We start from the raw sequence: 25944 nt of genomic DNA, 5'->3' as shown, positions 1-25944 counted from the left end.
TCAGTACCTTCCCACGATGGTGGACAGGCGCAGCACGGAGTTCTGCCCGTCGGACACCTGGGCATCGACCCGGCGGAACTGGGGGTTGGGCGTGGGCCGCACGACCAGCGTGACGTCGTAGCGGCGCCCGGCCTGCTCGCAGGCCAGCGTGCTGTCGCCGATGGCCGGCATCTGGCGCGACAGGCGCACCTTCACGAGTTCGTTCTCGGCGCACAGGTGGGCCAGCAGCACGTCGGTCTGCCGCGCGGCATTGCGCGTGAGGGCCGACGTGGCCTGCAGCCCCGCCATGAGCGCGATCGCCACGATGGCCAGCGCCACCATCACCTCGACCAGCGTGAAGCCGCGCTCGCGCGGCCGGCGCGGCCCGCCGGGGCGGCCGGTCATGGCGCGGGCTCCACGGCGAAGGGCCGCAGCCCGTCGGTGACCACGCGCACCGCGCGCCCCGGGTGGCCCTGGTTGGCCAGCACGAGCTGCTGCGGGCCGATGAGCGGCTCCGGCCCGAGCTGCAGCAGGCCCGGCCCCAGCACCTGCGTGCCGGGGTCCAGCCAGGCGCCGGCCGACGGATTGCCCGGCAGCCCTTCGAAGCGAAAGCCGCCCGCGAACGCGCGCCAGCGCACGGTGGCGCCGGACGCCCGCGATTGCGCGCGTGCCGCCTCCAGCAGCGCCGAGAGCCGTTCGCCCTCGCGGTCCAGCAGCGTCTGGCCGTTGTCGCGCAGCGCAAAGCCCACGCCGGCCGTGGCCAGCGCGATGATCGAAACCACCACCAGCAGCTCGAACAGGGTGAAGCCCCGGGCGCGGCGGAAAGGATTCGGGGTCACAGGACGTCGATCGCCACAGGGGCGGGGACCGGCGCGTTCATGCGGGCGGCGGCCGCAAGCCGGGGCTCCGTGGCGCAGCCGTCACTGCCAGCTGCCGATGTCCGCATCCTTGCCCTCGCCGCCGGACTGGCCATCGGCCCCGAACGACATCACATCGACCTCGCCCTTGATGCCGGGGCTGAGGTACTGGTAGGGGCGGCCCCAGGGGTCGTTGGGCAGCTTCTCGAGGTAGGGGCGCCAGTTGCCGGGCGCGGGGCCCGAGGTGGGCTTGGCAATGAGCGCCTGCAGGCCCTGCTCGGCCGTGGGATAGCGCTGGTTGTCCAGCCGGTACAGCTTCAGGGCCTGCACGATGTTGGTGATGTCGGTGCGCGCCGCCGTGCTGCGGGCGTCGTCGGCGCGGTCGAGCACGTTGGGCACGATCAGCGCGGCGAGCACGCCGATGATCACCAGCACCACCATCAGTTCGATCAGGGTGAAACCGGCCGCCAGGCGGCGGCGTGCGGTGCGGGCAAGGGAGAAAGCGTGTGAATTCACTGAGGGGCGACTCGGATAGGGCAGATGCGGTCAATCATAATCGTGCGATGGTGACAAACACATACGGCAGGTGGGGCGTGCGCCTGGGCACGATGGCCCTGTGGGCATTGGCGGGCGCCAGCGTGGTCTATTGGGGCCTGCGCCTCTCGGCCCGGCCGGCAGGCCCGGGCGTGGCGGCGGCAGCGCCCGCGCCCCTGGTCCCCGATGCCCAGGCCCTGGCGCGGCTGCTCGGGGCAGGGCCCGCCGCGCCGTCGGCGCCGGCAGTGCGCGAACCCAGCCGGTTCGCGCTGGTGGGCGTGCTGGCGGGCACGTCCAGCGGTGGCGGCGCGGCCTTGATCGCCGTGGACAACCAGCCGGCCAAGCCGTTTCGCGTCGGGGCCACGGTGGCCGAAGGGCTGGTGCTCCAGGCCCTGGGCCGCCGCCAGGCGCGGCTGGGGCCGTCGCACGACGGCGCGGCCACGGTCACGCTGGAAATTCCGGACAAGCGGTAGCGGTTCGGGGGGCCGCACGAGGGGTGTGCGGCACAAAGAAAGACACCTGTTTCAGGTGGGGCGAAAGCCGCTGTCTCCGAAGCGTTCAGTGCGCTGGCGCGTCCAGCGGCACCGTGGTCCATTCCCCATAGGCCGGTGCGGCCACCGGCCATTCGTCGGCCCGCGGCAGGCGCCCGGGCCGGGCCTGCAGCCACTGCACGCAGCGCGCCACCCCCGCGTGGGTGATCCACAGCACATCGCCACCCCGGTCGGGGGACAACCGGCGTGCCTCTGCCAGCGCTGCGTCCACGCGCAGCAGCATCGCGGCCAGGCTGTCGCCGCCGCTGGCGCGGGGGGCGCCGAAATCCGCCGTCCACGCATCGATGTCGGCCCGGGCAATGGCGTCCCAGGCGCGGCCTTCCCAGGTGCCGAAATCCATCTCGGCGAGGCGGGCGTCGGGCTCGCTGGCCGAATCGGCCTTCAGCGCCATCAGGGCCTGCGCAAGCTGCTCACATCTTCGTAGCGGCGAGTGGCGCATGTCCGCGAGCGTGCCGGGCAGCGCGCGGGCCAGCCGGCGGGCGGCATCGGCCGTCGCGGCAGGGTCGGCGGGCACGTCGAGCGCGCCGTAGCACACGCCCGGCGCCACGAGCGGCAGCGCATGCCGCACCAGCCACAGGCGCCGCTGCGTCACCGCAGGCTTGGCCCCAACGCGATGGCGGTGGCCAGGTAGATGGCGATTTCGCCGATCTGCTGCGTGGCCCCCAGGCAGTCGCCCGTGAAGCCGCCCAGCCGCCGCGCGAACCAGCGGCGCATGCCCAGCGCGGTCAGGGCGCTGGCCGCGAGGGACGCTATCCATACCGCAATGCCCAGCGCATAGCCCATCAGCGCCAGAGACCCGATCGACCACAAAAGCGCGGTGGCCAGCGAGCGCCCGCTGATCTGGTCCGCCAGCGGCTTGCTCTTGGAGGTGGCCGTGTCGCCCACATGGGCCAGGGTGCGCACCAGCACCAGGGGCCAAAAGCGCGACAGCACATGCGCTGCGGCCAGCGCCGGCAGCACCACGCCCAGGCCGCCGGCGCCCAAGAGCGCCAGCAAGGCCAGCTTGGCGGCCAGCGCCAGCACCAGCGCCATGGCCCCGAAGGCGCCGATGCGCGAATCCTTCATGATCTCCAGCGCCCGCTCGCGCTGCAGGCTGCCGCCCAGGCCATCGGCCACGTCGGCCAGGCCGTCTTCGTGGAACCCCCCCGTGACCAGCACGGTGGCCACGGTGCTGAACACCGCACACACCCAGGGCGCCGCGGGCTGGGGGCCCAGCGCCCACGCGAGCGCGGCATGCACCGCCACCGCGACCGCCGCCACCAGCCAGCCCACGCCCGGCAGATGTCCGGCACTGGCGCGCAGCAGGGCCGGGCTGTAGCCCACCCATGCCGCGGTCCGGCCGGTGACGGGAATCCGGGTGAAGAACTGCACGGCCAGCAGATAGTGGCGAAGCGCCTGCATGCTGTTTGCTATCAAATAAATAGCTATATGCCCTAGTACTAATTGTGCTGGAGGCCGTTTTGGTGCCAAGCCTTCGGGCTAGGCGCGCCCGGCCTGCAGGAACAACTGGTAGGCCGGGTTCAGCGTTTCTTCCACGTACGGGTAGCCCAGTGTGGCCAGGAAAGCGTCGAACGCCGCCGCATCGCCCGGCGGCACCTGCATGCCCACCAGAATGCGCCCGTAGTCGGCGCCCTGGTTGCGGTAGTGGAACAGGCTGATGTTCCAGCTCGGCTGCATCAGGCTCAGGAACTTGAACAGCGCCCCCGGCCGCTCGGGGAAGACGAAGCGCAGCAGCCGCTCCTCCTGCGCGAGCGCCGAGCGGCCGCCCACCAGGTGGCGCAGGTGCTCCTTGGCCAGTTCGTCGTGCGTGAGGTCGAGTGCCTCGAACCCGTGGCGCTGGAAGTTGCGGGCGATCTTTTCCGACTCGCCCTTGCCGTGCGTGGTCAGGCCCACGAACACGTGGGCGCGCGCGGCGTCGCTGATGCGGTAGTTGAACTCGGTCACATTGCGCGGGCCGCCGGGCAGTTCCCCCACCACCTCGCAGAACCGCTTGAAGCTGCCGCGCTCTTCCGGAATGGTGACCGCCAGCAGGGCTTCGCGTTCCTCGCCCACCTCGGCGCGCTCGGCCACGAAGCGCAGGCGGTCGAAATTCATGTTGGCGCCGCACAGGATGGCCGCGTAGGTCTCGCCCCGCGTCTTGTGCGTATCCACGTACTGCTTGATGGCGGCCACGGCCAGGGCGCCGGCCGGCTCCACGATGCTGCGCGTGTCCACGAAGATGTCCTTGATCGCGGCGCACACGGCGTCGGTGTCCACGGTCATGAATTCGTCCACCAGGCCCTGGGCCACGCGGAAGGTCTCCTCACCCACCAGCTTGACGGCCGTGCCGTCGGAGAACAGGCCCACGTCGGCCAGCGTGACCCGGCTGCCGGACGCCACGGACTGCGCCATGGCGTCGGAATCGTTCATCTGCACGCCGATCACGCGGATCTCGGGGCGCACCGCCTTGATGTAGTTGGCCACGCCGCTCACCAGCCCGCCGCCGCCGATGGCGACGAACACCGCATCGAGCCGGTTGCTGCCCAGGCTCTGCAGCTGGCGCAGGATTTCCATGGCGATCGTGCCTTGGCCGGCGATCACGTCGGGATCGTCGAAGGGGTGTACGAAGGTCAGGCCCTGGGCCGCCTGCAGCTGTGCCGCGTGCTCATAGGCGTCGGAATAGCTGTCGCCGTGCAGCACGACCTCGCCGCCCAGCGTCCGGACGGCATCCACCTTGAGTTGGGGCGTGGTCGTCGGCATGACGACGACGGCGCGGGTCCCCAGCTTGTGCGCGCTCATCGCCACGCCCTGCGCATGGTTGCCAGCCGAGGCGCAGATCACGCCCTTTTGCAACTGCTCGGGCGACAGGTGCGCCATCTTGTTGTAGGCGCCCCGCAGCTTGAAGCTGAACACCGGCTGCTGGTCCTCACGCTTGAGCAGCACCTGGTTGTGGAGCCGGCGGCTCAGCGCCTTGGCGGGTTCCAGGGCCGATTCGACCGCCACGTCGTAAACGCGGGCCGTGAGGATCTTCTTCAGGTAGTCCAGGGGCGTGAGGTGCTGGGTCATGTCGTGCGGATCGTTGCCGCGCCGGTCGCGGGCAGGGCCGCCATCATAGGCGGTGGCCCGACGCTGCTGCCGTCGTGCGCAGGGCAAAAAAAACGGCCCCGGACTGTGAAGTCCGGGGCCGAATCCATCCTTTGAGGAGATGGAGGAGACAATGGGTGCGAACAAACCGTTTGGGCTTGCTGTCCACCCTTTCGGGCAACGCATGGTGCGAAGTGTAGCCCAAACCATGCTGCGTTGCAGCAAAATTGATAGACCATCCCAGGATGGAAACGCGGTTTTTCGCTTTTTTTGATGGAGAAAAACAACATGGAATGCACAGTCACCTGGACGGGCGCCACGGGCACCCGGTCCGGTATGGGATTCATCGCCGAAACCGGCAGCGGCCATGTCTTGGCCATGGACGGCGCGCCCGATGCTGCCAACCCCGCCAACGGGGGCCAGAACCTGGCGCCTCGCCCCATGGAGACAGTCCTGGCCGGCACGGGGGGGTGCACTGCCTACGACGTCGTGTTGATTCTCAAGCGCGGCCGGCACGATGTCCGCGGCTGCAGCGTCAAGCTCACCTCCGAACGCGCGCCGGTCGACCCCAAGGTGTTCACCCGCATCCACATGCAATTCACCGTGACGGGCAAGGCGCTGCCTGCGGCGGCGGTCGAACGTGCGATCGCCATGAGCCACGAAAAATACTGTTCCGCCAGCATCATGCTGGGCAAGATGGCGGAGATCACCACGGGCTTCGACATCGTCGAGGGGTGATCGGCCTGGCGGCGCGCTGACGGCGGCCACTGCACCGAGGGCATTCCTTCAGATGCGGTGCGCCACCGTGGTCATGCACTTGGCGGCGGCCTTCATCAGCAGGCGCACCGGGGCCGGCAACTCCTGGCCGCCCGCGGCCAGGGCGCCGCTCGCGTGCCGCTCTTCGTCGCTCTTCATGCGTGCCACGACCGAGCGGGACGCCAGGTCCTGTGCCGGCAAGCGCTCCAGATGGCTTTGCAGGTGCTGCGCCACCTGCCGCTCGGTTTCCACCACGAACCCCAGGCTCACCCGGTCGCTGACCTGGGCGGCAGTCCATCCGATGGCGAACGCCCCGGCGAACCAGAGCGGATTGAGCAGACTCGGCCGGTCGCCCAGGGCGTCGAGCCGCTCGCGGGTCCAGGCGAGATGATCCGTTTCCTCTCGCGCCGCCTCCAGCAGGTGTGCGCGCAGGTGCGCATCGCGCGTCACGGCGGCCTGGCCGGTGTAGAGTGCCTGGGCACACACTTCGCCCACGTGGTTCACCCGCATGAGCGCGCCTGCCAAGCGTTTTTCCGCGGGCGAGAGGTTGGCCTCAGAATGGGCGCGTGCCGGTGAGGGCTCCCCCGCCCGGGGCTTGGCGAAGAGGGTGCGCAGTGCGGTATCGACCGCCGTCAGAAGTGGATCCATGGAAAAATCGGGTGAAGTTCGAAAGCGCTACAGAATTTTCGAATGGATACAAAAATGCGAGCATCCTTTGCCCGCTGGGCGCCGCGATAAGTCAGTTCCGTGACGCCCCAAGGGTTGTTGCAACACAGCAACGATTTGGGCCTTTCGGTGCAATTGTGAGGGAATTCCTTTGCGAAACGGACGTGGCTCTGTTGCAATAAGGACAACTTCCCCACCAGGAGGTTGGCCCGGGGATCCGGCGGACTGCGCTTGTGCATCTCAGCCCCCCGAACCGGCGCCCTCGTTTAACCTTGGAGTAACTCGCAATGAAAAAATCCCTGATTGCCCTGGCTGTGCTGGCTGCTTCCGGCGCTGCAATGGCTCAATCTTCCGTCACGATGTTCGGTATCGTTGATGCAGGCGTTGGCCGCATCTCCGCCGACAATTCCGTGACCGGCGTGTACAACAGCGGCAATGCAACCAGCCGTCTGGGTTTCCGCGGCGTTGAAGACCTCGGTGGCGGTCTGAAGGCTGGTTTCTGGCTCGAAGGCGCTATCCAGAACGACACCGGCACCGGTGCTGGCGGCGGCGCTACGGGTCCTGGCTTCGAATTCAAGCGCCGTTCCACGGTCAGCCTGATGGGCAACTTCGGTGAAGTTCGTCTGGGTCGTGAACTGACGGCTGGCTACGACAAGCCCAGCTCGTACGATCCGTTCGGCCAAGTCGGCGTGGGTAACTTCCTGGGCTTCGGCATCGGCGGTCAACCTTTCCGTATCGGCAACGGCGTGAGCTACCGCACCCCTGGCAACCTGGGTGGCTTCTTCGGTACCGTGCACTACGCTTTCGGCGAAACGCCTTCCAACGCTGCCTATGACAAGGCTGGCAACTACCTCGGCCTGGCCGGCGGCTACGAAAACGGTCCTCTGAGCGTGACCCTGGCAGCTGACAAGCTGCGCGGTGCTACGGCTCCCCAAGACGTGACCACGTACTCCATCGCTGGTTCGTACGACCTGGGCGTCGTGAAGCCAATCTTCATCTGGCACCAAGAAAAGAACAACGCTGCTGTGCAAACGAAGTACAGCACGTACCTGATCGGCCTGACCGCTCCTGTCGGCCCTGGCACGGTGAAGGCTTCGTTCGCGAACCTGGACCTGAAGAACAGCAGCGCCGATTCCCGCGTGCTGGCTCTGGGCTACGTGTATGACCTGTCCAAGCGCACCGCTGTGTACGGCACGATCGCTCACATGCAAAACAAGGGCGGCGCAACGCGCGTTCTGGCCAGCAACGGCCTGACCGGCGCTACCGCTCTGCCTGGCGAGAACGTCAACGGCTACCAAGTTGGTATCCGCCACTCCTTCTAATAGGGCGCTGACGCAAGTCAGCGGTTCTTGAGAAGAAAAAAGCCGCCGACCTTCGGGTCGGCGGCTTTTTGCATTGGTGTCCCCTGTGTCGCGTATGTAACAAAAGACTAGGGAAAACGCCTGTGGGTATGCTGCCATACGCTCTGTTCTGCAAAAACCGGGATTTCTAAAATGAATTTCCCTTATTCCAAGCAGAAAGAGACAACACATGCGTACTTCGTTTGTGACAAAGACCATCGCTGCTGCAGCGCTGGGTGTGGCCTCGCCATTGCTTTTCGCCCAGGCCAATACCAGTAGCGTGCAGCTGTACGGTATTGTGGATATGGCATATCGCCACACGAACAACGAAGGCCCGGCCGGCAGTCCAGGGGGCTCGCTGAACCAGATGGTGGGCGGCGGCATGTCTCAAAGCCGTTGGGGCATCAATGTGACCGAGGACCTGGGCGGTGGTCTGAAGGCTTTGGTCAATCTGGAGAACCGATTCGGGGCAGACACGGGAACCCCGGCGACGCCTTATTTCCAGCAGTCCTGGGTGGGCGTGCAGGGAGGCTTCGGACGGCTGACCATGGGCCGTCAATACAACATCCTGTTCGACCTAGTCACGAGCACCTACGCCTCCTATCCCTATTCGCCCTACATGGACGTGTACAAGCCGGAAATCGGCTTCGCACTGGGCGCGCGGGCCGACAACATGCTCAAGTACATGGCCGAGGTCGGTCCATGGCGGGGCGCATTGCAGTATTCGTTCGATGAGAAGAGCCCCACCGGTGGCAAGACGGCCGGGGGCTACCTGCGCTATGCAGCGGGCGGCCTGGCTGCTGGCCTGGGGTACCAGAACTACGAGTTCGCTTCGGGCAAGAAGGTCGATGCCTGGACCGTCGGTGGCTCCTACCGCCTGGGCGATTGGTACTTCAATGCGGGCTACGGCCAGAACAAGGTGGATGACGGCCTCACGGCGGTCGACCGGGCTGTGCTGGGCGCCATGTGGCAGGGCACGATCAACGGCGGCTTCGGTGGGCCGGCCTTCCTGGCTGCCAACAAGCGCACCATCTACAAGATCGGTGCGGGTTATCAGATCACGCCCCAGTTGAACATCGGTGCGCACTACTTCCGTGCCGAGCAGAAGGGCAGCACGGCGGCCGCCAAGGGCAAGGCGGACTTCTTCACGATGGCCTTCGACTACGCGTTCTCCAAACGCACTGACGCGTACCTCGAACTCGACCACACCAAGCTCAAGGGCGACCAGATCAGCCTGAGCAACGCGGCGGGCCAGGTCAATGGCGCCAAGAGCCGCACGGGCTACACGATCGGCCTGCGTCACCGCTTCTGACAGGCACTGGCTGCGCGCCGAGGCGCAGCCGTTCATCGATGCGAACGCCAGTCTCTTCGAAAGAGGCTGTCTGCACGGAGTGCACACGAAGGGCCGGGTGGCCCGCCAGCGCCGATCCGCGCAGGGCGGGGACTGGCACCTTCCTTGCATGGGTTTCCCGCTCATGCCAGATCCTGGGCCGGCCAGAGCCCGGCTTCCAGCGACCTTCCGCATTCCTCAAAAAGGAAGCGGCATGTTCCACGCTTTATCCAAGAGGGTTCCATGAAGCTCATCACTGCCATTGTTTCGGGCGCTGCCGCCTGTGCGATCCTCGCGTCGCCCCTGGCTCATTCCAAGACGTTCAAATGGGCCAGCCAAGGCGAAATCTCCACCTGGGACATCCACTCGCAGAACAATGCCCTGCAGAACGGGCTGCACGCGAACGTGTACGAAACGCTGACGTACTACAACAGCCGCACCTTCGAGATCGAACCCGTGCTGGCGACTGCGTGGCGCGAGGTGAGCCCCACGCAGGTGCGCTTCACGCTGCGGCAGGGCGTCAAGTTCCATGACGGCTCGGCGTTCACGGCCGACGATGCGGTGTATTCGCTCTCCCGGGCCATGGCCAAGACCTCCAACTACACACCGTTCGTACAAGGTTTCGACCGGATCGTGAAGGTCGATGCCCAGACGTTCGACATCTTCCTCAAGTCGCCCAATCCCGTGCTGCTGCGCCAGCTGACCGAGCTGCGCATCATGAGCAAGGCCTGGGCCGAAAAGAACAAGTCCGTGGAACCCAAGGACATCAAGGGCACCGACGAGAACTTCGCGCACCGCAATGCCATGGGCACGGGCCCCTACACCCTCGAGTCCTGGCAGCCGGACGTGCGCATGGTGTTCAAGCGCAACCCGAACTGGTGGGGCACGATGGAAGGCAACGTGACGGAGATCATCTACACGCCCATCAAATCCGCGTCCACGCGCGTGGCGGCCCTGCTCTCCGGCGAGGTGGACATGGTGCTCGATCCCTCCCCGCAGGACCTGGCACGGCTGCGCTCCGGCGCCGACCTGAAGGTGGTCGATGGCGTGGAGAACCGCACCATCTTTCTCGGCATGGACCAGTTCCGCGAGGAACTGGTGGGCTCCAGCGTGAAGGGCAAGAACCCGTTCAAGGACGTGCGCGTGCGCCGTGCGCTCTACCAGGCCGTCGATGTGAACACGCTCACCCGCAGCATCATGCGCGGCCTGGGCAAACCGACCGGCACGCTGGTGGCGCCCCAGGTCGCGGGCTGGACCGAAGCGGTAGGCAAGCGCATGCCCTATGACGTCGAGGCCGCGAAGAAGCTCATGGCGGACGCCGGCTACGCCGACGGCTTCGAGGTGGACTTCGCCTGCCCCAACAACCGCTACATCAACGACGAGGCCATCTGCCAGGCCGTGACGGCCATGTGGGCGCGCATCGGCGTGAAAGCCAAGCTGCGCACGCTGCCGCAGGTGACGTACTTTCCGATGATCCAGCGCAGCGAGGCCAGCATCTACATGCTCGGCTGGGGCGTGCCGACGTTCGACGCGCTCTACAGCCTGCAGTCGCTGGTGCGCACCGTCGGCACGGGCGGCGACGGCAATTACAACGTGGGCCGCTACAGCAACGAGCGCATGGACTACCTCGTGGACCGCATCAAGGCGGAGACGGATGCACCGGTGCGCTCGCGCATGCTGACCGAGGCGCTGCAGCTGTCCAACGACACGGTTTCGCACATTCCGCTGTACGACCAGGTCATTCCCTGGGCCATGAAAAAGACGGTGGACGTGGTCCACCGGGCCGACAACCGCGTGGACATGCGCACGGTCAAGATCAATTGATGCACGCGATCCTGCCCAGGCTGCCAACCCGGCCTGGCGCTTGCCCAACTGCCGGCCGGGGGGTATTCGCGGCGATGGCCCATCCCCCTGCTAGCATGCCCGATTCACTCACGGTTCACTGATGCTTGCCTTTATTCTGCGACGCCTGATTCAGGCCGTCATCGTGATGATCGCGGTGGCCTTCATCTCCTTCATGCTGTTCCAGTACGTCGGAGATCCCGTCACCTTCCTGCTCGGCCAGGATGCCACGCCCGAGCAGATCCGTGAGCTGCGCGCGGCGCTCGGCCTGGACAAGCCTTTCATCGTGCAGTTCTGGCACTTTCTGGTGAATGCCGCGCAGGGCGAGTTCGGCCTCAGCCTGCGCCAGGGCGCGAAGGTGTCGCGGCTGATCGCCGAGCGCTTTCCCGCCACGCTGGAGTTGGCCCTCGTGGCCGCCGTGCTCGCGCTGCTGATCGGCGTGCCGATGGGCGTGTACGCCGCCCTGCGGCGCGGCAGCTTCGCGAGCCAGCTGTTCATGACGCTGTCCCTGCTCGGCGTGTCGCTGCCCACCTTCCTGATCGGGATCCTGCTGATCCTCGTGTTCGCCGTGCACCTGGGCTGGTTCCCGAGCTTCGGGCGGGGCCCCGTCACGCAATTGGGCTGGTGGAGCACCGGGCTGCTGACCCCCAAGGGCTGGCACCACATCACGCTGCCGGCGATCACGCTGGCGATCTTCCAGCTCACGCTGATCATGCGGCTCGTGCGCGCCGAGATGCTGGAGGTGCTGCGCACCGACTACATCAAGTTCGCCCGCGCGCGCGGCCTGTCCGACCGGGCGATCCACTTCGGCCATGCCCTCAAGAACACGCTGGTGCCGGTGATGACCATCACGGGCCTGCAGCTGGGCGGCCTCATCGCCTTCGCCATCATCACCGAGACGGTGTTCCAGTGGCCGGGCATGGGCCTGCTGTTCATCCAGGCGGTCACCTTCGCGGACATTCCGGTGATGGCGGCCTACCTGTGCCTGATCGCGCTGATCTTCGTGGTGATCAACCTCGTGGTCGATCTGCTGTATTTCGCCGTCGATCCGCGCCTGCGCGTGGGCAAGGCCGGAGGGCACTGAGACATGGCGCAGGCGCTTCGCTTCAAGGCCGGGGGCCGGGCCTTCGCGCACATCGCGCAGTACCACCCCGAACTCACCGCATTCCGGCGGGACCTGCACGCCCACCCCGAACTCGGCTTCGAGGAGGTGTACACCGGGGCCCGCGTGAAAGAGGCCCTCAAGGTCTGCGGCGTGGACGAGATCCACGACGGCATCGGGCGCACGGGCATCGTCGCCGTCATCCGGGGGCAGGGCCGCGGCAGCCGCAGCATGATCGGCCTGCGTGCCGACATGGACGCGCTGCCGATGACCGAGCAGAACGATTTCGCATGGAAGTCCTGCAAGTCCGGCCTCATGCACGGGTGCGGGCACGACGGGCACACCGCCATGCTGATCGGCGCGGCGCGCTACTTGGCCGCCACGCGCCAGTTCGACGGCACCGCCGTGCTGATCTTCCAGCCCGGCGAAGAAGGCTTTGCCGGCGCGCGGGTGATGGTGGAGGACGGCCTGTTCGAACGCTTTCCCGTGCAGTCGGTGTACGCCATGCACAACTGGCCCGCCATGAAGCCCGGCACCATCGGCCTGAACTCGGGCGCCATGATGGCCGCGGCCGACCGCGTGACGATCGAGATCACCGGCCGGGGCGGCCACGGCGCCCATGCCTACCAGACGGTGGACGTGGTGCTGGTGGCGGCGCACATCATCACCGCGGTGCAGGGCATCGTCTCGCGCAACGTGCGCCCCATCGACAGCGCCGTGATCAGCCTGTGCGCGATCCAGGCGGGCGACCTGGGCGCCTTCAGCGTGCTGCCTGGCACGGCCACGCTGGTGGGCACGGTGCGCAGTTTCGATCCGGTGGTGCAGGACATGGTGGAGCGGCGCATCCAGGAGCTGTGCAGCGCCATTGCGCTCGGCTTCGGCGCCACCGCCACGGTGCGCTACGAACGCATCTATCCGGCCACCATCAACACCGAAAGCCATGCGCAGTTCGCGGGCGACGTGGCCGAATCGCTGGTGGGCGGCGAGAACGTGGTGCGCGACATGGACCCCAGCATGGGCGCGGAAGACTTTTCCTTCATGCTGCAGAACAAGCCCGGCGCCTACCTGCGCATCGGCCAGGGCACGGGCCCGGGCAACAGCGCGCTGCACAACAACCGCTACGACTTCAACGACGACATCCTGCCGCTGGGCGCCGCGCTGCATGCCAGCCTGGTCGAGCAGGCCATGCCGCTGGCGAGCGCCTGACGCCCGCATCGGCCCGTGTGCGCACATCCCCCTTTTCTTCCTCAGGAGTCCCCATGAAATTCCAGACAAAAACGGCGTTGGCCCTGGCGATGGTCGCCATGGTGTCCGTCGCAGGGGCGCAGACCATCCGCGTGGCGAACCAGGGCGATGCCCTGTCGATGGACCCGCACTCGCTCAACGAATCGCTGCAGCTGAGCGTGACCGGCAACGTCTACGAGCCGCTCGTGGGCCGCAACAAGGACCTGAGCCTGGCGCCCGCGCTGGCCACCAGCTGGAAGATGACCTCGCCCACGGTCTGGCGCTTCGAACTGCGGCGCGGCGTGCAGTTCCACGACGGCACCCCGTTCACGGCGGACGACGTGCTGTTCTCGCTGGGCCGCACGCAGGTCGAGGGCTCGGACATGAAGAGCTACACGAACGACTTCAAGGAAGTGCGCAAGATCGACGACTACACGGTCGAGATCGAGACCCGCTCGCCCTATCCCATCCTGCCTGATGTGCTCACGCTCGTGTACATGATGAGCAAGAAGTGGTGCGAGACCAACCAGGCCACGACGCCGGTGGACCGCCGCAAGGGCATCGAGAACGCCGCGTCGTTCCGTGCCAACGGCACCGGGCCGTTCCGCGTGCGCGAGCGCCAGCCCAACGTGCGCACGGTGTTCACGCGCAACGGCAGCTACTGGGGTGCCATCGAGAGCAACGCCAGCGAGATCATCTACACGCCGATCGGCAACGACGCCACCCGCGTGGCGGCCCTGCTGTCGGGCGAGGTGGACGTGATGGAGCCCGTGCCGGTGCAGGACATCGAGCGCGTGAACACCAGCCCCAACACCCGCGCCGTGACGGGTCCCGAGCTGCGCACCATCTTCCTGGGCATGGACCAAAAGCGCGATGAGCTGCTGTATTCCAGCGTGAAGGGCAAGAACCCCTTCAAGGACAAGCGGGTGCGGCAGGCGTTCTACCAGGCCATCGACATCGAAGGCATCCGCAAGACCGTCATGCGCGGCGCGGCCAACCCGTCCGCCCAGCTGGTCGGCCCCGGCATCAACGGCTTCCAGGCCGACATGAAGCGGCTGCCCTACGACGTGGATGCGGCCAAGAAGCTCATGGCCGAGGCGGGCTACGCCAACGGCTTCGAACTGACGATGAACTGCCCCAACGACCGCTACGTGAACGACGGCCGCGTGTGCCAGGCGGTGGCGGCCAATCTTGCGCGCATCAACGTCAAGATCAACCTGCAGGCCGAGACCAAGGGTACCTATTTCCCGAAGGTGCTGCGCCGCGACACGAGCTTTTACATGCTGGGCTGGTCGCCTGCGACCTACGATGCGCACAACGCGCTGAATGCCCTCATGACGTGCGTGGACGACAAGGGCGCCGGCCAGTTCAACCTGGGCGCGTACTGCAACCCCAAGGTCGACGAGCTCACCCGGCGGATCCAGGCGGAAACCGACAAGACCCAGCGCAACGCCATGATCCGCGAGGCGTTCGCGATCCACGCCGCCGACATCGGCCACGTGCCGCTGCACCAGCAGGCGCTGGCCTGGGGCGTGAGCAAGAAGGTCAGGCTGGTGCAGATGGCCGACAACTTCATGCCCTTCAAATGGATGAGCATCGTCAAATGAGTGCCGCAGCGGCGTAGCCAACCAAGCAGGGCGCGCCGGCAAGGTGCCCGACCGAGGCGGTGGCCAGCCGGCGCCGCTGCAGTGAGTTTCCTGGGGTTTCCAAACACGATGAAAAAAACGCTCTTCCGATGGTTCGACAGCGATGTCGGCCACAGCTTTCGCACCTCGCCCGTGGCCATCGGCGCGGCGGTGATCGCGCTCATCTGCGTGTTCTGCTCGTTCTTCGCGGGCTGGGTCGCGCCGCACAACCCGTTCGATCTGACCACGCTCGAACTGGGCGATGCGCGGCTGCCGCCGGCCTGGAGCCCTGAAGGATCCACCAAGTACCTGCTGGGCACCGACGACCAGGGCCGCGACATCCTGTCCGCGGTGATCTACGGCGCGCGCATCTCGCTCATCGTGGGCTTCGCCTCGGTGGTGCTGTCGGTGGTGGTCGGCGTGGCGCTCGGGCTGCTGGCGGGCTTTCGCGGCGGCTGGGTGGATGCGGTGCTCATGCGCCTGTGCGACGTGATGCTGTCGTTCCCGGCCATCCTGGTGGCGCTGCTGATCGCCGGCGTGGGCCGCGCGGTGTTTCCCAATGCGCACGAGTCGCTGGCGTTCGGGGTGCTGATCATCTCGATCTCGCTCACCGGCTGGGTGCAATATGCGCGCACGGTGCGCGGCTCCACGCTGGTGGAGCGCAACAAGGAATATGTCCAGGCCGCGCGCGTGACGGGTGTCAACTCGCTGCGCATCATGCGCAAGCACGTGCTGCCCAATGTGATGGGCCCGGTGATGGTGCTGGCCACCATCCAGGTGGCGACGGCCATCATCACCGAGGCGACCCTGTCGTTCCTGGGGGTGGGCGCGCCGCCCACCTCGCCCTCGCTGGGCACGCTGATCCGCATCGGCAACGACTACCTGTTCTCGGGCGAGTGGTGGATCACGGTGTTTCCGGGTGCCATGCTGGTGTTGATCGCCCTGTCGGTGAACCTGCTGGGCGACTGGCTGCGCGATGCGCTCAACCCCCGCCTCCGCTGAAAGCACCCAATGAGCCTTCTCGAAGTCAAGAACCTCGTCGTCGAATTCCCCAGCCGCCGCGGCACCCTGCGCGCGCTGGACGACATCTCCTTTTCCATCGCGCCCGGTGAAATCCTGGGGGTGGTGGGCGAGTCGGGCGCCGGCAAGTCGCTCACGGGCGCGGCCATCATCGGCCTGCTGGAGCCGCCGGGGCGGGTGGCTTCCGGCCAGATCGTGCTGGAGGGCCAGCGCATCGACAACCTGTCGTCGCGCGAGATGCGGCACATCCGCGGCCGGCGCATCGGCGCGATCTTCCAAGACCCGCTGACCTCGCTGAACCCGCTGTACACGGTGGGCCAGCAGCTCGTCGAGACCATCCAGGCCCACCTGCCGGTGAACGCCGCCGAGGCGCGCCGCCGCGCCATCGACCTGCTCAAGGACACGGGCATCCCGGCCGCCGAGCAGCGCGTGGACCATTACCCCCACCAGTTCTCGGGGGGCATGCGCCAGCGCGTGGTGATCGCCCTGGCGCTGGCGGCCGAGCCGCAGCTCATCGTGGCGGACGAGCCCACCACGGCGCTGGACGTGTCGATCCAGGCGCAGATCATCCAGCTGCTCAAGAACATCTGCAAATCGCGCGGCGCGGCCGTGATGCTCATCACCCACGACATGGGCGTGATCGCCGAGACCTGCGACCGCGTGGCGGTGCTGTATGCCGGCCGCGTGGCCGAGATCGGCCCCGTGCACGAGGTCATCAACCACCCGGCGCACCCCTACACGGCCGGCCTGATGGCGTCCATCCCCGACATGGAGCAGGAGCGCGAGCGCCTGAACCAGATCGACGGCGCCATGCCGCGCCTGAACGCCATTCCCCAGGGCTGCGCCTTCAATCCGCGCTGCCCCCACACCTTCGACCGCTGCAAGGTGGAGCGCCCCGAACTGCTGCAGGCCGGCGCCACCAAAGCCGCCTGCTGGCTGCACGACCTGCCCAAGAAAGCCGCCGCATGAGCGCCCACACTCCCACCCTTTCGACCAGCGCCAACGCCGCCGCCGCCGGCAAGCCCCTGGTGCAGGCGCACGACCTGGCCAAGACGTTCGATGTGTCCGCCCCCTGGCTCAACCGCGTGCTGGAGCGCAAGCCGCGCACGCTGCTGCACGCCGTCGACGGCGTGAGCTTCGAGATCGAGCGCGGCAAGACGCTGGCGCTCGTGGGCGAATCCGGCTGCGGCAAGAGCACGGTGGCGCGGCTGCTGGTGGGCCTGTACGAGCCCACGCGCGGCGGCCTCACCTTCGACGGGCAGGACGCGCACGCGGCCTTCAAGGGCAAGGACGCCCAGGCCATGCGCCGCCGCATCCAGATGATCTTCCAGGACCCGTATGCCAGCCTCAACCCGCGCTGGCTGGTCGAGGACATCATCGGCGAGCCGCTGCGCGAGCACGGCCTCATCACCGACAAGGCCGAGCTGAAGGCCCGCGTGGGCGAGTTGCTGCAGTCGGTGGGCCTGTCGCCGCTGGACATGGTGAAGTACCCGCACCAGTTCTCGGGCGGCCAGCGCCAGCGCATCTCGATCGCGCGGGCGCTCGCCACCGAGCCGGAATTCCTCGTGTGCGATGAGCCCACGTCGGCGCTCGACGTATCGGTGCAGGCGCAGGTGCTCAACATCATGAAGGACCTGCAGCGCGAGCGGCACCTGACCTACCTGTTCATCTCGCACAACCTCGCGGTGGTGCGCCATGTGAGCGACCAGGTGGGCGTGATGTACCTGGGGCGCCTGGTGGAGCTGGCCGACAAGCGCGAGCTTTTCGCCACGCCGCGCCACCCCTACACGCGCATGCTGCTGGACGCCATCCCCAAGATGCACGACACCGGCCGCTCGCGCACGCCGGTGCAGGGGGAGGTGCCCAATCCGCTGAACCCGCCGCCCGGTTGCGCGTTCAACCCGCGTTGCCCGCACGCCAACGACCGGTGCCGCACCGAGCGCCCGCAGTTGCTGAACCAGGGCGGCGCCCGCGTGGCCTGCCACGGCATCGAGGAAGGGCGCATTCCGCTGGTGGCGGTGCCCGTTCCCGCCGCGGTTTGATCGAAATCGGGCCGATGCCCTAGTAAAGCATGCCCTTTCAGCTATATTTTCTATAGCAAAAAAAGGGACTCGGTTGGATTCGGGTGAGCGGCGGCAGGCGCCACCGCCCATCCCCCGTTCAGTTGAATTTGCCGTTCACGCCGCCCACGCTGTAGCGCCCGGCGCCCAGCAGCACCACGCTCAACGCGCCGAAAAGGTACAGGCCCTGCAGTTCCAGCGCCCAGCCGCCCTGCTTGTTGAGCGCGAACAGGTCGGCCATGTGCACGAGGCCGAACGCCACCAGCATGTTGACCACCACGATGGCGGCGCCCGCGCGGGTGGCCAGGCCGACGATCATCAGCACCGGCGCCAGGATTTCGCCGACGAACACCAGGTAGCCCAGGGCGCCCGGCAGGCCGGCCCGCTCCAGCATGCCGCTGATGAAGCCCACCCCGTTCTGCAGCTTGAAGATGCCGTGCAGCAGCACGAGCACGCCGACGGCGATACGCAGGACGAGTTTGCCGGCATCGTCCGATGCGGCGGCGGAGGCGGGGTGGCGGGATGCGTTGTTCATGGGGTTCTCCTCTCCAGGTCAAAAATCGCAGTATGCGGGGACGCGCCCGGGCTGTCAGTGCGTTTTCGCACAACTTTGCGTCCGGGAGATGGCCGTGCATGCGGCCGCGCCCCTTGCCCGGCAGGGGCGGCGTTCGTCACGCGCCGGGGGATGGCGCGGCCAGCTGTTCCCGCAGCGTGGCGAGGATCTCGTCCGAGAGTGCGGGCCGTCCGTCCGCCGTGGCCCGCGCCAGCACGAGCCCGCCCACCATGGTGGCCAGCATGGCCATGGCGCGCGCCCGGCCCTGGGCGCTGGGGGCGCTGTCGGCGGGCGCCAGGCCCTCGATCACCCGGGCGAAGCGGTCGATGTTGCGTTCGATGCCCTGGGCGAACACCTCGGAGAGGCCGCCCCCGGCCCGGGCCGCATCCACCGCCAGCGCCGCCACGGGACAGCCCTCGCCAGGGCGATCGCGGTGCACCGGGGACAGGTAGCTCGCCACCCGCGATGCCAGGGGGGTGTCACCCTCGCTGCCCTCCAGCGCGGGGATCGACCAGTCGAAGGCCAGCGCGCAGGCCTCGCGCACCAGCGCGTCCTTGGAGGCGAAATGCCGGTACAGGCCGCCGTGCGTCAGCCCCGCATCGCGGGTGATGTCGGCCACGCCCACGCCGGACAGGCCACGCTCCCGGTACAGCCGCGCGGCGGCATCGAGGATGCCCTGCCGGTTTTCTGCCGTTTGGGCCTTGGAGACTTTCATGGGGAAATTCCTTTTTGATTGCGACCGTACGCAAAAAATGGCCATGCATTTATGATGACGGCCGTAATCTTAAATGCGCGGCCGTCCGCGCACATACCAGCGAGGCCCATGATGGCGAATCCCAAGAATGAACCCGAGTTGCCTGCCTTCGAACGGAGCGCCGTGATGCGGCGCGTGGTCGTCACCGGCATGGGGTTGGTGTCCCCGCTGGGCTGCGGCGTGGAGCGGGCCTGGAGCCGGCTGCTGTCGGGCGCTTCGGGCCTTCGGCGCCTGCCGGAATCCACCGTGGAGGGCCTGGCCGCCAAGGTGGGCGGCGTGGTGCCGACGACCATGGAAGACCCGGAGGGCGGCTGGGACCCCGGCACGGTGGTAGGCCCGAAGGATGCGCGCAAGATGGACCGCTTCATCCCCTTCGCCCTCGGCGCGGCGCAGCAAGCCCTGGCGCAGGCCGGATGGGCGCCGGCGGATGCCCACGCGGCCCACCGCACGGCCACGGTGATCGCCTCCGGCATCGGCGGCTTCGGCGCCATTGCCGAGGCGGTGCGCACCACCGATACGCGGGGGCCGCAGCGCCTGTCGCCCTTCACCGTGCCATCGTTCCTGGTCAATCTGGCGGCGGGGCACGTGTCGATACGGCATGGCCTGAAAGGGCCCATCGGCGCGCCCGTGACGGCCTGCGCCGCCAGCATCCAGGCCATCGGTGACGGCGTGCGCATGATCCGCTGCGGCGAAGCCGACGTGGCCGTGTGCGGCGGCACCGAGGCCGCGATCGACCGCGTCAGCCTGGGCGGCTTCGCCGCGGCCAAATCTTTGTCCACCGGCTTCGCGGACCACCCTGCCGCCGCGTCTCGCCCGTTCGATGCGGCGCGCGACGGCTTCGTGATGGGGGAGGGCGCCGGTGTTCTGGTGCTGGAGGCGCTGGAGCACGCGCTGGCGCGCGGCGCCGTGCCGCTGGCCGAGGTGGTGGGCTACGGCACCTCTGCGGACGCGCACCACATCACCTCGGGCCCGGAAGACGGCGACGGTGCCCTGCGCAGCATGCAGGCGGCGCTGGCGCAGGCCGGGCTGCAGCCGGAGCAGGTGCAGCACCTCAATGCCCATGCCACGTCCACCTATGTCGGCGACCGGGGCGAGTTGGCGGCGATCCGCCGCCTGTTCGGCGAAGGGGCCGCGGTGGCCATTGCCTCCACCAAGGGGGCGACCGGGCATCTGCTGGGGGCGGCGGGCGCGGTGGCATCGGTCTTCACGGTCCTCGCGCTGCGCGATCAGGTCGTGCCCGGCACGTTGAACCTGGACCAGCCCGACGATCTCGCCCAGGGCCTGGACCTGGTGGCCCACCGGCCCCGCCCGATGAAGCTGGCGCATGCGCTGGTCAACGGCTTCGGCTTCGGCGGTGTCAACGCCTCGCTGGTGTTCCGCCGATGGGTGCCCTGAGATGCTATAAAAATAATAGCTGAATGCCCTAGTGGATATTGCGCTGGAGGCCTGAAAGCCTCCGCCTCCTGGCGGGCGGGCCGGATCAGGTGTACCGCTTGGCCCGCAGGTTGTCCTTCATCTGCTGCAGGCGGGGCTGCAGGGGTTCGCCGATGCGCAGGGCCACGCAGGTGGCGAGCACGTCGATCACCAGCAGGTGCAGCAGGCGCGACACCATCGGGCTGTAGCGGTCGTAGCCCTCGGGGTGGTCGGCCGCCAGGTGGATGTGGCAGGCCAGGGCCAGGGGCGACCCGCTCGCGGTGATGGCGATGGTGGTGGCGCCGTTCTTGCGCGCGATGTCGGCCGCGTCCATCAGGTCGCGCGTGCGGCCGGAGTTGGAGACGATCACCGCGCAGTCGCCCGGGCCGAGCAGGGTGGCGCTCATGACCTGCATGTGGCCGTCGCTCGTGCTGATGCTGGTGATGCCCAGCCGAAAGAACTTGTGCTGCGCGTCCTGCGCGACGATGCCCGAATTGCCGGCGCCGTAGAACTCGATGCGCCGGCCGGTCTGCCAGGTGTCCGCGATGGCCTTGGCGGCGCGTTCGATGGCACCGGTGCTGGCGGCGTTGCGGTATTGCAGGAAAGCGGCTGCGGCGTTGTCCACCACCTTCACCAGCACGTCGCCGGTCTTGTCGTCGGCGTCCACGCTGCGGTGGATGAAGGGCACCCCTTCGCTCACGCTGCCGGCCAGCTTGAGCTTGAAGTCGGCCAGGCCGTCGTAGCCCATGCTGCGGCAAAACCGCACCACGGTGGGCTTGCTCACGCTGGCGCGGGCCGCCAGTTCGCGCACCGGCAGCCGGGCGAAGGCCCGCGCGTCGTCCAGCACGAGCTGCGCCACGCGCTGCTCGGCCGGGGCCAGGGATGGCAGGGATGCGGTGATGCGTTCGATCATGTCAGTGCTCCTGCGCGCAGCCCATCGCCTGCAGCCCATGCGCCCGCTGCGGCCTGACCCGTCGAATGGCCGCGGAGCAGGCCACGCCCGCAGACGCCGTGGAACTGGCTTTGCCAGGCCACGGGCGTCGTCCCCCCTTGGGGGGAAGGCGCCGCAGGCGACTCAGGGGGGGCCTCACGCTTCCTCCATCCAGGTGTGGCCGTCGCGCGCCACCATGGCGCTGGCGGCGCTGGGGCCCCAGCTGCCGGCGGAGTAGGGCCGGGGGCCGTCGTCGGAGTCGCGCCAGGCCTGCATGATGGGCTCCACCCAACGCCAGGCGGCTTCCTGCTCGTCGGCCCGCACGAAGAGGTTCAGGCGCCCGCCGATCACGTCCAGCAGCAGGCGTTCGTAGGCGCCCACGCGCTCGGTGCCGAAGCGCTGCTCGAAGTCGAGGTCCAGGTGCACCGGCGCGAGCGCCTGCGCCTCCGACACGCGGGTGCCGCGCTTTTCCTGGCCCGCCGCGAACAGGTGCAGGGCCACGCCGTCGCGCGGCTGCAGGTGGATCACCAGCCGGTTGGCCGCGCCCATCGGCGAGCGGTAGATGGGGTGGGGCGTGGGCCGGAAGTTGATGGCGATGTGCGCCTCGTGCGAGGCCAGTCGCTTGCCGGTGCGCACGTAGAAGGGCACGCCGGCCCAGCGCCAGTTGGCGATCTCGGTGCGCAGGGCCACGAAGGTCTCGGTGCGGCTGCCGGGCGCCACGCCGTCCTCGTCGGCGTAGCCTTTCACGCGCTCGCCGCTCAGGCTGCCGGCGGTGTACTGGCCGCGCACCACGTCGCGTGCCAGGGTGGCGGGCGTCCAGGGGACCAGCGAGCGCAGCACCTTGAGCTTTTCGTCGCGGATGGCATCGGCATGGGCGTTGATGGGCGGCTCCATGCCGATCGCGCACAGCAGCTGCAGCGCGTGGTTCTGCACCATGTCGCGCAGGGCGCCCGTGCCGTCGTAGAACGCGCCGCGCTTTTCCACGCCCAGCTTTTCGGCCATGGTGATCTCGATGCTGGCGACGGTCTCGCGGCGCCACAGGGGCTCGAAGAGCGCATTGCCGAAGCGCAGCGCCAGCAGGTTCTGCACCGACGGCTTGCCCAGGTAGTGGTCGATGCGGAAGATCTGCCACTCGTTGAACACCGTGCGCACCGCCGCGTTGATGGCGCGGTTGGATTCGAGGTCGTGGCCCAGCGGCTTTTCCAGCACCACGCGCGTGTTTGGGGTGGCCAGCCCGGCGGCGCCGAGCTGCTCGCAGGCGGTGGTGAACAGGCCCGGGGCGGTGGCCAGGTACATCACCACGGTGTCGGCCTGCCGCTCGCCCAGCCGCTCGGCCAGCCGGGCGTAGTCCTCGGGCTTGGACAGGTCCATGCGCTGGTACTGCAGCAAGGCCGCGAACTGCTGGAACTCCTCCGCGCTCGGGCGCTTGTCGTCCACCACAGCGGCGAAACGGCTGGCGATCAGTTCACGGTAGGCGGCATCGGTCAGGTCGTCCCGCGCCACGCCGATGATGCGGCCGCCTGCGGGCAGCGAGCCGTGGCGGAACGCCTGGAAAAGGGCCGGCAGCAGCTTGCGCCATGCCAGATCGCCCGTGCCGCCGAACAGAACCAGATCGAAACTCATCGTTGTCGCGTCCCAGAAAATTGGTAATTAAGCTGCCGGGCATGTTACCGAGTTTCATGATGAGGCGGCGACTGACAGGAACCCGGGTTACCGCGCAATACACTCTGCGGTTGCCGTGCCGACGGGGCCCGCCCGAGCGCCCCCGCACGCCACCTCACGGGAGCATTGCATGAACCAACTCGACGCCCTCAAACAGGTCACCACCGTGGTGGCCGACACGGGCGACTTCCGCCAACTGAGCGCCTACCAGCCGCAGGATGCGACGACCAACCCCTCGCTAATCCTCAAGGCGGTGCAAAAGCCCGACTACGCCCCCCTGCTGCAAGAGGCCGTGACCCGCTGGAAGGGCCATCCGGTGGAAGAAATCATGGACCGGCTGATCGTCCGGTTCGGCTGCGAAATCCTCTCCCTCATTCCCGGCCGCGTCTCCACCGAAGTGGATGCGCGCCTGTCGTTCGACACCATGGCCACCGTCACGCGGGGCGAACGCATCATCGAGCTGTACCAGGCCGAGGGCGTGGACACCGCCCGCGTGCTCATCAAGATCGCCGCCACCTGGGAGGGCATCGAAGCCGCCCGCATCCTGGAAGAGCGCGGCATCCACACCAACCTCACGCTGCTGTTCTCGCCCGTGCAGGCCGTGGCCTGCGGCCGCGCCAAGGTGCAGTTGATCTCGCCCTTCGTCGGCCGCATCTACGACTGGTACAAGAAGCAGGCCGGCGCCCAGTGGGACGAGGCGGCCATGGCCGGCCCCAACGACCCTGGCGTGCAGTCGGTGCGCCAGATCTACCAGTACTACAAGCACTTCGGCATCGCCACTGAGGTCATGGGGGCGAGCTTTCGCAACGTGGGACAGATCACCGCGCTGGCCGGCTGCGACCTGCTGACCATCGCCCCCGACCTGCTCGCGCAACTGGCGGCCAGCGATGCGCCGCTGACCCGCGCGCTCGACCCCGAGGCGGCGCGCGCGCTGGACCTGCCGGCCGTCGAATACGACGAGCCCGCCTTCCGCTACGCGTTCAATGCCGACGCCATGGCGACCGAGAAGCTCGCCGAAGGCATCCGCGCCTTCGCGGCCGATGCGGCCAAGCTCGAACACATGATGCAGGCCGCCTGACCCATGACCATGCCCCAACGCATCCGCTGCGACCACACCACCGCCTGGGCGGCGCTGCAGGCCCGCTACGACGACATCGGCCGCACCTTCGACGTGCGCCAGGCGTTCGCCATCGACCCGCTGCGCTTCGAGGACTTCAGCCAGGAGGCGCCGCACCTGTTCGCCGACCTGTCCAAGAACCGCATCGACCGGCCGACCGAGGCGCTGCTCATGCAGCTGGCGCGCGAATGCGGTCTGGAGGCCTACCGCGACGCCATGTTCGCCGGCGAGGCGATCAACCACACCGAGCAGCGCGCGGTGATGCACTGGTTGTTGCGAAATCCGGCCGATGCCTTAGAAAATCATGCCCCTGGCGCTACTGATTTCGTAGCAAACAGCCTGCGCGACGTGCACACCACGCTCGATGCGATGCTGGCGCTGGCCGAGCGCGTGCGTGCCGACACCGCCATCACCGACATCGTGAACATCGGCATCGGCGGGTCGGACCTCGGGCCTTCCATGGTGGTGAAGGCGCTGGACGACCTGCGCCAGAGCGACAAGCGCCTGCACTTCGTCTCCAACGTCGACGGGCAGGAACTGGGCACGCTGCTGCACACCCTGCGGCCCGAGAGCACGCTGTTCCTCATCGCCTCCAAGACGTTCACCACCGCCGAGACCATGTCCAACGCCCATGCGGCGCGCGACTGGTTTCTGTCGCACGGCGGCAGTCCGCGGCAGGCCGGGCGCGTGTCGGTGTCGCGCCATTTCGTCGCGCTGACGACCAACGTCGAAGCCGCGGCGGAGTTCGGCATCGACACCACGCTCGGCTTCTGGGACTGGGTGGGCGGGCGCTATTCGCTGTGGTCGGCCATCGGCCTGCCGATCGCCATCGCCATCGGCGCGGCGCATTTCTGCGACCTGCTGGCCGGCGCCCACGCGATGGACGAGCACTTTCGCCACGCGCCGCTGGAGCGCAACCTGCCGGTGCGCCTCGGCCTGCTGGACGTGTGGTACCGCAACTTCCACCGGTTCGCCAGCCGCTGCGTGGCGCCCTACAGCCACGGCCTTCGCCGGCTGCCGGCCTACCTGCAGCAGCTGGAGATGGAGAGCAACGGCAAGGGCGTGGACTGGGAAGGCCGGCCGCTGGCGGTGCAGACCTCGCCCGTGGTGTGGGGAGAACCCGGCACCAACGGCCAGCACGCGTTCTTCCAGATGGTCCACCAGGGGCCCGACGTGATTCCGGTGGAGTTCATCGCGCTGCGCAAGGGCGCGCGCGACCTGCCGCACCACCATTCGCGCCTCGTGGCCAACGCCCTGGCCCAGGCCAAGGCGCTGATGCTGGGCCGGCCGCAGGAGTCCGGGCACCGGCACTTCACCGGCAACCGCCCCAGCACGTTCCTGGTGCTGGATCAGTTGGCGCCTGCCTCGCTGGGTGCGCTCATCGCGCTCTACGAGCACCGCGTGTTCGTGAGTGGCGCGGTCTGGGGCATCAACAGCTTCGACCAGTGGGGGGTGGAACTGGGCAAGGTGCTGGCCCGGGAGCTGGAGCCCCGCCTGTCCTCGGGCGACACCGATGGGCTGGACGCTTCGACCGCCGGCCTGCTGCGCCAGCTGCGTTGACCTGA

25 protein-coding genes are annotated in these 25944 nt (G+C 68.0%); 14 read left to right on the top strand and 11 right to left on the bottom strand.

Annotation, left to right across the window (positions count from 1 at the left end; translation table 11 throughout):
• From gspI to gspG, 3 genes are all read right to left on the bottom strand, one after another.
• Entirely contained in the window at positions 1–384 is a 384-nt protein-coding gene (gene gspI, locus R1Z03_RS16255) for a type II secretion system minor pseudopilin GspI (RefSeq protein WP_272567444.1), read from the bottom strand.
• A complete protein-coding gene (locus R1Z03_RS16250) occupies positions 381–818 on the bottom strand; it encodes a prepilin-type N-terminal cleavage/methylation domain-containing protein (RefSeq protein ID WP_317352794.1) in 438 nt (145 codons plus the stop codon). The genes gspI and R1Z03_RS16250 overlap by 4 nt, the downstream gene beginning before the upstream one ends.
• Before the next feature lie 81 nt (positions 819–899).
• Positions 900–1352 (bottom strand): type II secretion system major pseudopilin GspG, encoded by a 453-nt coding sequence (gene gspG / locus R1Z03_RS16245; protein WP_284396434.1) that lies wholly within the window; start codon positions 1350–1352, stop codon positions 900–902.
• Between the two features lie 47 nt (positions 1353–1399).
• Between gspG and R1Z03_RS16240 the strand changes: the two genes are divergently transcribed.
• On the top strand, positions 1400–1843 hold the full coding sequence (locus tag R1Z03_RS16240) for a type II secretion system protein N (RefSeq protein WP_317352791.1): 444 nt from the start codon (positions 1400–1402) through the stop codon (positions 1841–1843).
• An 85-nt stretch (positions 1844–1928) separates the two neighbouring features.
• Here the strand turns inward: R1Z03_RS16240 and R1Z03_RS16235 are convergent, their stop codons facing one another.
• The 3 genes from R1Z03_RS16235 to ilvA all read right to left on the bottom strand — a co-directional run bounded on the left by R1Z03_RS16235 (position 1929) and on the right by ilvA (position 4966).
• Positions 1929–2513 (bottom strand): histidine phosphatase family protein, encoded by a 585-nt coding sequence (locus tag R1Z03_RS16235; protein ID WP_317352788.1) that lies wholly within the window; start codon positions 2511–2513, stop codon positions 1929–1931.
• Positions 2510–3322, bottom strand: coding sequence for an adenosylcobinamide-GDP ribazoletransferase (locus R1Z03_RS16230; RefSeq protein WP_317352786.1), 813 nt, complete (start codon positions 3320–3322; stop codon positions 2510–2512). The genes R1Z03_RS16235 and R1Z03_RS16230 overlap by 4 nt, the downstream gene beginning before the upstream one ends.
• Positions 3323–3400: 78 nt before the next feature.
• Positions 3401–4966, bottom strand: coding sequence for a threonine ammonia-lyase, biosynthetic (gene ilvA, locus R1Z03_RS16225; RefSeq protein ID WP_272567449.1), 1566 nt, complete (start codon positions 4964–4966; stop codon positions 3401–3403).
• A 306-nt stretch (positions 4967–5272) separates the two neighbouring features.
• Here ilvA and R1Z03_RS16220 point away from each other — a divergent pair, with 306 nt between their 5' ends.
• Entirely contained in the window at positions 5273–5722 is a 450-nt protein-coding gene (locus R1Z03_RS16220) for an OsmC family protein (RefSeq protein WP_284396445.1), read from the top strand.
• A 48-nt stretch (positions 5723–5770) separates the two neighbouring features.
• On the opposite strand, the gene coq7 is transcribed toward R1Z03_RS16220, so the two are convergent.
• A complete protein-coding gene (gene coq7, locus R1Z03_RS16215; RefSeq protein WP_284429859.1) occupies positions 5771–6388 on the bottom strand; it encodes a 2-polyprenyl-3-methyl-6-methoxy-1,4-benzoquinone monooxygenase in 618 nt (205 codons plus the stop codon).
• Positions 6389–6693: 305 nt separating this feature from the next.
• Between coq7 and R1Z03_RS16210 the strand changes: the two genes are divergently transcribed.
• The 9 genes from R1Z03_RS16210 (at position 6694) to R1Z03_RS16170 (ending at position 17931) form a co-directional block, all read left to right on the top strand.
• Entirely contained in the window at positions 6694–7728 is a 1035-nt protein-coding gene (locus tag R1Z03_RS16210) for a porin (protein ID WP_284396449.1), read from the top strand.
• A gap of 208 nt (positions 7729–7936) precedes the next feature.
• Positions 7937–9058, top strand: a complete 1122-nt coding sequence (locus R1Z03_RS16205; RefSeq protein ID WP_284429860.1) for a porin — start codon at positions 7937–7939, stop codon at positions 9056–9058.
• A gap of 261 nt (positions 9059–9319) precedes the next feature.
• Positions 9320–10900, top strand: a complete 1581-nt coding sequence (locus R1Z03_RS16200; RefSeq protein ID WP_317352781.1) for an ABC transporter substrate-binding protein — start codon at positions 9320–9322, stop codon at positions 10898–10900.
• A gap of 121 nt (positions 10901–11021) precedes the next feature.
• Positions 11022–12002 carry an ABC transporter permease gene (locus R1Z03_RS16195; protein WP_272567456.1) on the top strand — a complete coding sequence of 327 codons (981 nt, stop codon included), beginning with the start codon at positions 11022–11024 and terminating at the stop codon, positions 12000–12002.
• Positions 12003–12005: 3 nt separating this feature from the next.
• Positions 12006–13226, top strand: coding sequence for a M20 aminoacylase family protein (locus R1Z03_RS16190; RefSeq protein ID WP_284396458.1), 1221 nt, complete (start codon positions 12006–12008; stop codon positions 13224–13226).
• Positions 13227–13279: 53 nt separating this feature from the next.
• Positions 13280–14851, top strand: a complete 1572-nt coding sequence (locus R1Z03_RS16185) for an ABC transporter substrate-binding protein (RefSeq protein ID WP_317352778.1) — start codon at positions 13280–13282, stop codon at positions 14849–14851.
• Positions 14852–14959: 108 nt separating this feature from the next.
• The gene (locus R1Z03_RS16180; RefSeq protein WP_284405054.1) at positions 14960–15871 is read left to right on the top strand and encodes an ABC transporter permease; all 912 of its coding nucleotides are present in this window, start codon (positions 14960–14962) and stop codon (positions 15869–15871) included.
• A gap of 9 nt (positions 15872–15880) precedes the next feature.
• Positions 15881–16858 (top strand): ABC transporter ATP-binding protein, encoded by a 978-nt coding sequence (locus tag R1Z03_RS16175; RefSeq protein WP_272567463.1) that lies wholly within the window; start codon positions 15881–15883, stop codon positions 16856–16858.
• The gene (locus tag R1Z03_RS16170) at positions 16855–17931 is read left to right on the top strand and encodes a dipeptide ABC transporter ATP-binding protein (RefSeq protein ID WP_317352776.1); all 1077 of its coding nucleotides are present in this window, start codon (positions 16855–16857) and stop codon (positions 17929–17931) included. Before R1Z03_RS16175 ends, R1Z03_RS16170 begins: the two co-directional genes overlap by 4 nt.
• A gap of 118 nt (positions 17932–18049) precedes the next feature.
• On the opposite strand, the gene R1Z03_RS16165 is transcribed toward R1Z03_RS16170, so the two are convergent.
• Both R1Z03_RS16165 and R1Z03_RS16160 read right to left on the bottom strand, forming a co-directional pair.
• Positions 18050–18484, bottom strand: a complete 435-nt coding sequence (locus R1Z03_RS16165; protein WP_317352774.1) for a DoxX family protein — start codon at positions 18482–18484, stop codon at positions 18050–18052.
• Between the two features lie 136 nt (positions 18485–18620).
• A complete protein-coding gene (locus tag R1Z03_RS16160) occupies positions 18621–19217 on the bottom strand; it encodes a TetR/AcrR family transcriptional regulator (RefSeq protein ID WP_317352772.1) in 597 nt (198 codons plus the stop codon).
• A gap of 111 nt (positions 19218–19328) precedes the next feature.
• On the opposite strand from R1Z03_RS16160, the gene fabF reads away from it, so the two are divergent.
• Entirely contained in the window at positions 19329–20651 is a 1323-nt protein-coding gene (fabF, locus tag R1Z03_RS16155; protein ID WP_317360403.1) for a beta-ketoacyl-ACP synthase II, read from the top strand.
• Between the two features lie 85 nt (positions 20652–20736).
• Here the strand turns inward: fabF and R1Z03_RS16150 are convergent, their stop codons facing one another.
• Both R1Z03_RS16150 and zwf read right to left on the bottom strand, forming a co-directional pair.
• The gene (locus tag R1Z03_RS16150) at positions 20737–21582 is read right to left on the bottom strand and encodes an SIS domain-containing protein (RefSeq protein ID WP_317352770.1); all 846 of its coding nucleotides are present in this window, start codon (positions 21580–21582) and stop codon (positions 20737–20739) included.
• Between the two features lie 174 nt (positions 21583–21756).
• Positions 21757–23223, bottom strand: a complete 1467-nt coding sequence (zwf, locus tag R1Z03_RS16145) for a glucose-6-phosphate dehydrogenase (protein ID WP_317352767.1) — start codon at positions 23221–23223, stop codon at positions 21757–21759.
• A gap of 169 nt (positions 23224–23392) precedes the next feature.
• Between zwf and tal the strand changes: the two genes are divergently transcribed.
• Positions 23393–24340 (top strand): transaldolase, encoded by a 948-nt coding sequence (gene tal, locus R1Z03_RS16140; protein ID WP_317352764.1) that lies wholly within the window; start codon positions 23393–23395, stop codon positions 24338–24340.
• A 3-nt stretch (positions 24341–24343) separates the two neighbouring features.
• Positions 24344–25939, top strand: a complete 1596-nt coding sequence (gene pgi / locus R1Z03_RS16135; RefSeq protein WP_317352760.1) for a glucose-6-phosphate isomerase — start codon at positions 24344–24346, stop codon at positions 25937–25939.
• The last annotated feature ends 5 nt before the right edge of the window (positions 25940–25944 follow it).

Source organism: Acidovorax sp. BLS4 (assembly GCF_032929295.1).
Taxonomy (GTDB): domain Bacteria; phylum Pseudomonadota; class Gammaproteobacteria; order Burkholderiales; family Burkholderiaceae_C; genus Paracidovorax.
The sequence above is the reverse complement of the archived record's forward strand: the minus strand, read 5'-3'. Positions and strand labels throughout refer to the sequence as shown.